Origin of the sequence: Geodermatophilus sp. CPCC 205761 (assembly GCF_051383655.1) — a bacterium.
Classification (GTDB): domain Bacteria; phylum Actinomycetota; class Actinomycetes; order Mycobacteriales; family Geodermatophilaceae; genus Geodermatophilus.
Window position 1 is genome coordinate 1 of sequence record NZ_JALPKQ010000088.1, and the last position, 9400, is coordinate 9400.

Here is a 9400-nt window from a genome sequence, read left to right on the forward strand (position 1 = left end):
CTGGACGAGCACCTACGCTCACTGCACCAGGCAGGTGTTGCAACCACCGGTTGAGGCCAGGCAATACACCTCCTACGAGTTCGGCAAGGCGCTGCGCGCCTCGGGCCTGCTGGCCTCGATGGGCCGAGTCGGCTCGGCGTTCGACAACGCGATGGCCGAGTCGGTGTTCGCCACCCTGAAGACCGAGCTGGTCTACCGCCGCTCCTGGCCGACCCGCCACGAGCTGGAGATGGAGGTCTTCTCCTACCTCGAGGGCTTCTACAACACCCGCCGCCGGCACTCCCGGCTCGGGAACGTCAGCCCTGCCGACTACGAGACGATGCACCTGACACAGAACGAGGTGTCCGCCTGACGGGGGTCACTTCACACGGTCCTGTGACCATGAGGGCTCACGCGTCATCGGACGGCGGTGGTCGCGCACACTGCAGGCTTGGTCACCTACCCACTGGCGGGAAGGCCCCGACCTGGCCGAGGAAGTCGGCCAAGTTCCAGTACTCGGTGACCTCGACGATCTTCCCGCCCCGCAGTCGGCCGACTCCCGCGCCGAGGATGCGGAAGGAGCGGCCGGTGGCGGGCAATCCGGGCAGGTCACCTGTGTGCACACCGGTCATGACCCACTCCTTGGCGTAGGAGTCGCCGGCAACGAGGAGGTTCACCACCTCGATGCGCAGGTCGGTCCACCTCTCCAGCAGGCCGATCAGGTCCTGGCGCACCGCCTCCCGGCCGACGAGGCGCTCCCCCGTGCCGGTGTTGGTGAAGACGCAGTTCTCGTCCATGAAGGCGGCGAATGCGTCAGGGTCGTGCCGATCCATGGCCCGCGTCCACTCGAGGACGACGGACTCGGTGTCGGTGGCCATGGCCTGCGTACTGGTGCTCATCGTGGGCCTCCCCGGGATCAGCTGGAAACGAGCACAACGAGTCTCGGCCCGCCGGCGGGGCGGCGGTAGCGCAGTGACTGCGTATCCGCCGCGACCACCGCTACGTACGCAAGGTGCGCAGCTCGGTCCGTCGGGCGAGCCCGGTCTTCGCGAGCAGCCGTTCCACGTGCTTGTCCACCGTGCGCACCGAGATGAACAGGCGCGCTGCGATCTCCTTGCTGGACAGGCCTTCGGTCACGAGCGCGAACACCTCCGCCTCGCGGTCCGTGACGCCATAGGCGGCCAGGCCGGCAGGCACGCCGCCGTCGGGCCCGGGACGCCGGACCGGCACGCCGGCCCTGCGCAGCAGCGACCGGCAGGCGCGCTCCACGTGCTCGTGGCCCGAGCGGTGGAAGTACGCGGCCGCCTCGGTGAGCCACTGCACCGGGCAGCCCCAGCCGTCGGCGAGGGCGCACTCGGCGACGAGCCGCTCGGCCAGATGGCGCTGCGCGGCCATGCCCGGCATCGCGATGTGTGCGCGCGCCTCCCGAAAGACCGCTGCGGCGGTCGCAGCATCCCCGCGCCGGCCAGCGGCGACCGCGTCGGCATAGCCGAGGACCGCCGTCGAGAGCCGGCTGTCACCCGGCGTGAGCCGCCGGGCCTCGGCGCGGGCCTCGTCGCCGCGGTCGTCCTGCACGGTCCGCAGCAGCGCCCAGGTCCGCCAGTACGGACGTACGTAGACAGTGGCGGCGTCCCGGAGGAGCGAGACCGCTGTGTCGAGCGCCGCCATCGCGCCCGCACGATCTTCGCGCAGCAGTGCATAGGTTCCTCTGTGCGCCCAGGCGTTGGCCTCCAAATCCACCTCCGGCCGGCCCATCGCCATGGCCTCCGCGATGGCCAGTTCCATCGCAGCGCGCCGGCCCGCGAAACCGTGTGCTGCCGCTTCGAGCAGGAGTGCCTCGGCGAGCAGGAGGTCGAGGTGGAACCGCCGCGCGGCGTCCTGGCAGCGGCGAGCCGAGTCCAGGCAGATGTCGGCGTCGAGCGCGATCCATCCCGACATGCCCAGCTGCAGGTCGATCGTGGCCGCGATCGACAGGGCGCCGGCCTCGGCAGCCAGCACCCGAGCCTGCCGGAGACGGACGGTGTCGTTGGCCTGCAGCAGGTCGATCGTGCCCAGCTCGTGGGTCGCCCGGAGTTCCCACAACTTCGCCCCGTGCCCGGACGCGACCTCGCGCTCCCGGGCGAAGATCTCCTCGGCCTCCCCCAGGTCCCGGTTACGCGCAATGCGTCCCATGACCTCCAGCGCCTGGCAGGACACGTCCGCGAGGTCGCACCGCTGTGCCACCGCCAGGGCGCGGCGCGCGATCGGTTCCGCCTCCGCGGCGCGGGCGGCACCCAGCAGCACGTTCGCCGTGAGCCCGTCGACCCGCGCCAGGGCCGCATCGTCGTCCACGAGCACCCGGGCCTGCGCCAGCTCCTCCAGCGCCATGGTCCAGTGCGCGGCCGCGCTCGCCGCCTCGGCCAGCTGCACATGGATGCGAGCCTGTCGAAAAGGCTCGGGCACCTGCCGATGAAGCTGCCGGGAGAGCTCGACGGCACTGTCCAGGTCGCCGCGCAAACCAGCAACCCGGACCCGCAGCTCGTCGATGTCGAGGGCCAACGGGGACCCGCTGCCTGCCAGCGATCGAGCGTGCTCGAGCATGCCCGCCGCAGTCCCCAGCGCGCCCTCGGCAGCGGCCCGGGACCCGGCCGTGAACAGAAGGTGCGCGGCGTCCGCAGTGTCCCCGGCCAGCTGGCTGAGTTCGGCGGCGAGCTCGCACCAGCGCCCGGGCAGCCCGGCATGGACGGTCTCGATCGCCGACCGTGCCTGTCGCGCCAGGGCCTCGCGGACCTCGGCGACGACCCCACTCAGCACGGCGTCCCGGGTCAGGGCATGCCGGAACCTGAACGTTTCGTCGTCCACTGCCACCAGTTGCATCTCCACCGCACGCATCAGAACGTCGATGACCTGGTCGGGGGGGCGGCCGAGCCCGGAGGCCAGCACCGCCGGAGGCAGCCGCCCGAGCACCGCCCCGAGATCGACCACCGCACGGTCCTCCGGCGACAGAACGTCGAGGCGACGACGTACGGCGTCGGCGAAGGACGCAGGGACGACCGTGTCCGCAGCCGACCGGACCTCCCACCCCGTCCCGGCACGAACCAGCACCCCGGCATCTATGGCCGCTGCCAGCAGCTCCTCGACGAGGAACGGGACGCCGTCCGCCCGGGCCAGCAGTGCGCTCAGCCCGGCCGGCACGGTCGACATGTCGAGCGCCAACCGGGCCATGGTGGCGACCTCATCGCCGGCCAGCGGCGACAACTCGACCAACGTCGCGGTCCGGCGGTCGACGAGATCGTGCAGGAGCCCTATCCCGTCCGACGCCCCCGGTCGTGCCGTGACCACGACAGCCACCCCTTCGTCGACGGCGTGATCGCCGACGTACTCGAGCACGTTCAGCGTCTCCAGGTCCGCCCAGTGCACGTCCTCGATGGCGAGCAGCACCCCCCTGCCGCCACCCAGCACGGTCAGCAAGCGAAGGACGCCCTCCGCCAGAACGAGCGACGACTCCGCCGAGCCCGCGAACTCCGGCCTGTGCCACTCGGGGAGCAGACGGCCGAGGGCTGCCCGGTACGGGACCAGTCGTGCGTCATCCGGTAATCCCATCCGGCGGCATGCGCCCATGAGTGCCTCCGCCAGCGGCCGGTAGGGCAGTGCCCGCCGGGCCACCACCCCTCGGCCGGTCACCACACTGACCGCGTGGCCCTCCGCGTACTGGCACAGCTCCCGGACGACCCGGGACTTGCCGATCCCGGCCTCGCCGATCAGCGCGACGACGCCGCCGCGGCCCCCGTCGATCACCCGCGTCAGCAGGTCCATCTCCTGACGCCGCCCGACCAGCGCCGGACACAGCGTCTGCGCCATCGATACAGGATCCTCGGCCGGCGCACGGTCCGCCAGAACCCGAGACGCTCGCCGCGTTCACCACCTGGCGCTACCCCGCGGCCTTCACCGAGTCCCCGCAGCCACTACTCAGGGCCGAGACGACCCACCGGTCGGAGTAGCTATCGAAGTCCTAGCCGGGCTCGACGGTCGCCGACCCTTGGGCGCACTCGGCCATCCACTGGTCAAGGACGGCGTTGCCGACGGCCAGGCTCACCGCACGCCACCCCGCCTGCCCTACGGTGCCGTCACGCATTCTCTGGGGGGCGAGATGCGCCGGATCCTCATTGGGCTGGGGGGCGGCTGCGGCATGCGACCGTTGGGGTGACGTCCCGCTGAGTGGTGGATGTAGTCCTCACCGTGCTGGTCAGCGGGTGTGGTGACTATGACGCGATCAGGACCGGCTGCGCCACCTCCTCGGCTGGCGCGGGTCGGTTGTTGAGCAGGGCCATGAAGCCTTCGGCGAGGTAGCGGCGGTCGGAGACCTGCCATTCGTCGTGGGCCTCGATCAGGACCGCGCCCGCCAGGTGGAGCAGTGCTTCGGGGTTGGGAAAGTCGCCGACGACGTCGGTGCGGCGCTTGATCTCCTTATTCAGCCGCTCGAGTGGGTTGGTCGACCAGATCTTCTTTCAGTGGCTGACCGGAAAGTCGGTGAAGGCCAGCAGGTCGGCCTCGGCGTCGCGGAGCATGGCTTCGACGGCCGGGAACTGGCGGCCGAGCATGCCGGCGATGACGTCGAGCTGCGACCGTGCCTGGACACCGGTTGATGCCGCTCTCGCCGCGCTCCGCTGGCATCCAAGCGGCTCGCGGATGTCCGCGACATGATTCTCGCAAACGACGTGGCTACCGACGCAAGGCTTTCGCGCTCTCTGCCACCAGCGCGGCAACTCCGACACCAGGCTCAAACTCGGCACCATAAACACGGTCGGCGAGCACCCTGCCCGCGGCAACTGCCGGCCCTTGCGCCAGCTTTGCGGACTGGGGCACCCCTGTGGTTAGGGCGGCTCCTGTGCCGATTCCTGCGCCAAGCAACCAGGCACTTCGCCGGATCACGCTAGCCCGTGAGCGCCGCTTCATCATCGAGTTGTAGGCGTCGACAAGTTCTCCCATCTCTCGGACGATCGTCTCGTCCGTTAGCTGGCGGGATGCGATCTCGCTCAGCCATCCATGAAATTCCGATCGCCACCTTGAAGCCTTGGGTTGCCCAGCAAACTCCACTGCACGCTTCAGCATGTCCTCGTCTGTCGCATGCCTCTGCTCTGGTACCGCAAATTTACCGATCAGCACGTGACTGAGGTCGGACTGCTCACGTGGCACCGCATACTCGACCTCCATCCGCGGTCGGCCGGCTCGCATTACGCGCGCCCGGTACACGAGTGGCCAGGCCTTCCTAAGCCGCCACTCCGCGTCAAAACGTGCAGGGTCGGCGTAAACAGCAACCGCTCCGACATCCCCCGCGACCAACACCTTCTCGGTCAGATCCCGAGTGATCTGTCGACGGGTGAGCGAAGCGGCCGCCTCGGATACCGGGACTCCTGCGAGGTGCCTCGACGACGCGGCCGCATCAGCCACGTCGTCCGCACCAGCAGCCGTAGACCACTCTGCCGCGAATTCTGCCCGGCGGCGCGTATTCCAAGGAACGCGATGTACGATTTCTCCAAGGATGTTCAGGAAGCGCTCTTGGCGATCCGGGTCCCATCCACTGCTCCTCCATACAGTATATGCTTCTCGACCTGGTTCGTCGGACGGACGGACTGGAACAACCAGACGTTCGTACAATAATACGTCACATACGAACGCTCTGCGCTGCAGATGGTCGCTCACGGCGTAGCAACCCCACAACTGTCGGGACATTTTCCCCCCTGAGATGACGTCACCGGCTTCCTTTGAGCGTCGAAGGTCCGCACCAACACGGGTGGCGGGCACCGTCGACGACGTTGTGTCGATGGTCACGGTGAGGTCCAGGACGTCGCGCACAGCGATCCCGTCGCCGACGAAGCGTGAGCGCCTGGGCTGCTGGGCAGCCGTGAGGCGGTCAGGCCACGCGGCCCCAGGACTGGATCAGCGTGAAGGTGGTGCCCCAGCGACCGGGCTCCTGGACCTCCGCCTCACCCTCGGCGCGGAGCCGCGCCAGTTCGGCTCCGTCCACGAAGGTGAGCAGCCGTCCCTCGAGCGCCGCCGCGAACTGGAGCGGAAGCCGCAGGTACGGATGCCCCGGAGGCAGGGCGAGGACCTCCGCACGGACGCGTGCCTCGATGCCGCAGCGCCGGAACAGGTCCAGGTGCCCGCGCCCGGCCTCGGCATCCCCCCAGCGCCGGAACGCCTCCTGGATGAGCGAGATGAGGTGGTCGAGCGCCGGCGCGGGCGCGTTGTAGTGCCAGCTTCCCCAGTCGGGGTCCTCCAGGGCGACGGTCCCGCCGGGCCGGGCCAGCCGCAGGTAAGTCGCCATCTGGTCGTCCACGCGGCCGAGGGGCGTGAGCTCGAACCGCGCGTGCACCAGGTCGAACGACGCCGCCTCCAGCGAGGTGGCGAAGAGGTCGTCCTCGACCAGAACCACGTTGGGCAGGTGCTCGGTGGCCACGAACTGCGCGGCGGCCGACAGCATGGCCGGGTCGTTGTCGGTGCCGACCACCTCCCCGGCGGGGCCGACCCACTGGCTCAGCAGGCGCAGCCAGCCGAGGACGCCGCAGCCGACGTCGACGGCGCGGCCCCCGTGGCCGGGGCCGATCTCCTCGAGCAGCCGGCTGCCGCTGGGCTCCCACACGCGCGACTGGAGCTGCAGCCGCTCCAACTCGGACGTCTGCCCGGCCAGCAGGTACGCGTTCTCGGTCATCACGCGCTCCCAGGGAGGACGAGGACCGCTTCGGACGCCTCGTCCGCGCCCAGGAGCAGTCACGCCGCAGGCGATGCCTCACGCTACGAGGCTCGTCCGGCGGGCGCCACGGCCTGCGCCGCGGCAGCCCGCGGGTGGCTCTAGCCCCTCCGACCCTCACGCGGCGATTGCGGGAGGGGATGTCGGCGCCGTCGGCCTGGTTCGTTGTTATGCACGGTGAGACCGGATGGAGGAGGTCGGCATCGTGACGCCCCGCGGAGGTGTACGACACGCCCCTCGAGCGGGTGGGTCGGTGCGGCGACGGCGGTTGTGTAGCCCGACCGGGGCGCCGGCTCACCCGCGACTCGCCCGACCGGGTGGCCGTCGCGACGGAGTATTCCGTGCGGCTGGGCTCTCGGCGACCCTGCCGTCATGCAGTACCGAGCGGCCACGGCGCTGCCGTACAACGACCGGCAGCGGGCGACCGCCGGCCTCCGCGGACAACTACGCCTCATCGCGGGCGCCGACGGCACCGTCCCCGACTGGAGCACGCTCGTCGTCGAGGGCCCGGAAGAGGCCCTGGCAGCCCACGGGCGCATGTGGTTCGAGTGGACCGCGACCGCCGCGGCGAAGGGCTCCGAGGCGACTCCGTGAGCCCACGCCGGTGCCCGGCCTACGCGACGGTGAGCCCCGGCCGGGACGTCCGCTGCGACAAGCCGGCCGCTCACGGCCCGGCCGAGGACGTCCACCACGGCCTGCTGCGAGTCATCCTGCCGGACGGCACAGAGCAAGCCGCCTCCATCGTCTGGAGCTCGACTCGCAACCCCTGGGACGAACAAAACCTGGCGCGGTCGACGTGATGGCCGACATGGTCGGCCATCACGTCCAGGGGCAGAGCTTCACCGCCATCGCCGCGGTCTTCGTCGCCGAGGGCGTCCCCCACCCCGAGGGCGACGTCTACTGGCAGGGCTCCTCCGTGCGCAAGCTCGTCCTCGGCCCCCAGGCCCGAGAGACGACCAGCCGCGGGCAGCGCTGAAACGACAAGCTGGTCCCGCTTCTGACCCACACCGCTGGCCCGGTCCCCTTCAGTCCAGCACCCTCGACATCGACCGGGCCCCGTCCGGCTGGATCACCGGGCAGCGCTCCGCGTAACCGCGCCTCTCCCCCGCTACGTAGACGACAGGTGGGACGGCTCCCACTTCACGGTGCCCAACTCCCCCGGACGCCACCGCGCCCTGCAGCGCCGGCCCGAAGGCCGTCGGCCGCATGTCGAGGGCCTCGGCGACCTCATTCCCCTGGGGACGGTGCGGTCGGCCCGGTCGACCAGGGTCTGCGCAACCCGGAGGACAACGACTTTGCGCATTTGGTCCGCGCGCTGCGGAACTGACTGGCTCTTCGGACACGGTCAACCGGAGTAGGGGCAATCCTCGTCCTCTCCGACAGCGAACAAGCCACGACGGTCACGCCACTGGCGCGCATGGAAGTGGCCAGGGACTCAAGACGGCCGGCGGGCGCAAGGAATCCTGCAACCGATGGGCTTCCTCCTGCCGCTCGGGAACTCCGACCAGCTACACCACTTCCTGGGACCGGGACGTCACCCATCCTGACGCGGGAGGCGGTCGTAGGCCCACGGTTCAGGCCCGGAACTTGGTACAGACGAACGCTCGACTTGAACGCCGAGGGGTCCGGGCCCTTATCGGACCCGGACCCCCGGACGTTCGGGGGGTTCAGTTGCCGGCGGCGCGGAACTGCTCGACGACGTCAGCCTTGATGCGCCCCCGGGCACTGACCTCGATACCCTGCCCAGCCGCCCATGCGCGGACAGCGGCCGGGTCAAAGCCCGAGTAAGAAGTCTTGCCGATGGTGGCAGCGCGGCGCCCGCCGCCCGAAACCTTGCGAGCAGCGTCGACGTACCGGGAAAGCGCCTCACGCAGCTCGGTGGCGTTCTCGTTCGACAAATCGATCTCGTACTCGATCTTGTCCAAGGCGAACTTCACGGTCGTGTCGGCCGGGTCGCCGGTCAGGTCATCGACCAGAACAACCTCAGTCTTGGTAGCCATAAAGCCAAAGACAGCATAGCGGAAACCCGATTGTCAAACAGAGGGGAACCCGTGACGAGTGACATAGAGCACCGCCCGCAACGATTGCCGTCGAAGGCGACAACACAAACCTCGACGGGGAAGGTGACGGCCTCAAGACCGATCGCGGCGCTGCACTACGCCGACCCCGGGCCGTCGCGCTCTCGGCTCGGCGTTGGGCGCATCACTCTCCCGGCGCCAGCACTTCGCCATGCAGGCCCTGGCCTCCGCGTGTTCCTGCTCGCCGCTCGATCGAAGATCCTCCGCCTCCGAAGTCATGAGGCGTCAAGAGCTACGACACCCCCATTGAAGTGACCCCCGTCAGGCGGACACCTCGTTCTGTGTCAGGTGCATCGTCTCGTAGTCGGCAGGGCTGACGTTCCCGAGCCGGGAGTGCCGGCGGCGGGTGTTGTAGAAGCCCTCGAGGTAGGAGAAGACCTCCATCTCCAGCTCGTGGCGGGTCGGCCAGGAGCGGCGGTAGACCAGCTCGGTCTTCAGGGTGGCGAACACCGACTCGGCCATCGCGTTGTCGAACGCCGAGCCGACTCGGCCCATCGAGGCCAGCAGGCCCGAGGCGCGCAGCGCCTTGCCGAACTCGTAGGAGGTGTACTGCCTGGCCTCAACCGGTGGTTGCAACACCTGCCTGGTGCAGTGAGCGTAGGTGCTCGTCCAG

General features: G+C 69.7%; 9 protein-coding genes and 1 pseudogene. 3 read left to right on the forward strand and 7 right to left on the reverse strand.

The genetic code is table 11. The features are described from left to right. On the forward strand, positions 1-352 hold a 352-nt coding region (locus MY526_RS26525), incomplete at its 5' end, for a transposase (RefSeq protein ID WP_436705444.1). A gap of 82 nt (positions 353-434) precedes the next feature. On the opposite strand, the gene MY526_RS26530 is transcribed toward MY526_RS26525, so the two are convergent. The 5 genes and pseudogenes from MY526_RS26530 to MY526_RS26550 form a co-directional block, all read right to left on the reverse strand. Further along, positions 435-878 carry an ester cyclase gene (locus tag MY526_RS26530; RefSeq protein WP_436693256.1) on the reverse strand — a complete coding sequence of 148 codons (444 nt, stop codon included), beginning with the start codon at positions 876-878 and terminating at the stop codon, positions 435-437. Positions 879-978: 100 nt separating this feature from the next. Further along, positions 979-3819, reverse strand: a complete 2841-nt coding sequence (locus MY526_RS26535) for an AAA family ATPase (protein ID WP_436693258.1) — start codon at positions 3817-3819, stop codon at positions 979-981. A gap of 401 nt (positions 3820-4220) precedes the next feature. Further along, positions 4221-4550 (reverse strand): annotated as a pseudogene (locus MY526_RS26540) (transposase); the annotation flags it as partial. A gap of 130 nt (positions 4551-4680) precedes the next feature. Further along, on the reverse strand, positions 4681-5409 hold the full coding sequence (locus MY526_RS26545) for a hypothetical protein (RefSeq protein WP_436693260.1): 729 nt from the start codon (positions 5407-5409) through the stop codon (positions 4681-4683). A gap of 463 nt (positions 5410-5872) precedes the next feature. Continuing rightward, the gene (locus MY526_RS26550) at positions 5873-6670 is read right to left on the reverse strand and encodes a methyltransferase domain-containing protein (RefSeq protein ID WP_436693262.1); all 798 of its coding nucleotides are present in this window, start codon (positions 6668-6670) and stop codon (positions 5873-5875) included. A 411-nt stretch (positions 6671-7081) separates the two neighbouring features. On the opposite strand from MY526_RS26550, the gene MY526_RS26555 reads away from it, so the two are divergent. Both MY526_RS26555 and MY526_RS26560 read left to right on the forward strand, forming a co-directional pair. Continuing rightward, on the forward strand, positions 7082-7303 hold the full coding sequence (locus tag MY526_RS26555) for a hypothetical protein (protein WP_436693264.1): 222 nt from the start codon (positions 7082-7084) through the stop codon (positions 7301-7303). Between the two features lie 205 nt (positions 7304-7508). Continuing rightward, positions 7509-7685, forward strand: a complete 177-nt coding sequence (locus MY526_RS26560; protein WP_436693266.1) for a hypothetical protein — start codon at positions 7509-7511, stop codon at positions 7683-7685. Between the two features lie 691 nt (positions 7686-8376). Here the strand turns inward: MY526_RS26560 and MY526_RS26565 are convergent. Together MY526_RS26565 and MY526_RS26570 are read right to left on the reverse strand one after the other, a co-directional pair. Next, on the reverse strand, positions 8377-8709 hold the full coding sequence (locus MY526_RS26565; protein ID WP_436693268.1) for a histone-like nucleoid-structuring protein Lsr2: 333 nt from the start codon (positions 8707-8709) through the stop codon (positions 8377-8379). Between the two features lie 339 nt (positions 8710-9048). Beyond that, positions 9049-9400: transposase (locus MY526_RS26570; protein WP_436705444.1), on the reverse strand; the 352-nt coding region annotated here is incomplete at its 5' end.

What these genes read in the sequence shown, in the direction of transcription:
- MY526_RS26560 (WP_436693266.1), top strand. Translation starts at nt 7,509, where the DNA reads ATGGCCGACATGGTCGGCCATCACGTCCAGGGGCAGAGCTTCACCGCC.
- MY526_RS26535 (WP_436693258.1), bottom strand. Translation starts at nt 3,819, where the DNA reads ATGGCGCAGACGCTGTGTCCGGCGCTGGTCGGGCGGCGTCAGGAGATG.
- MY526_RS26530 (WP_436693256.1), bottom strand. Translation starts at nt 878, where the DNA reads ATGAGCACCAGTACGCAGGCCATGGCCACCGACACCGAGTCCGTCGTC.
- MY526_RS26555 (WP_436693264.1), top strand. Translation starts at nt 7,082, where the DNA reads ATGCAGTACCGAGCGGCCACGGCGCTGCCGTACAACGACCGGCAGCGG.
- MY526_RS26565 (WP_436693268.1), bottom strand. Translation starts at nt 8,709, where the DNA reads ATGGCTACCAAGACTGAGGTTGTTCTGGTCGATGACCTGACCGGCGAC.
- MY526_RS26550 (WP_436693262.1), bottom strand. Translation starts at nt 6,670, where the DNA reads ATGACCGAGAACGCGTACCTGCTGGCCGGGCAGACGTCCGAGTTGGAG.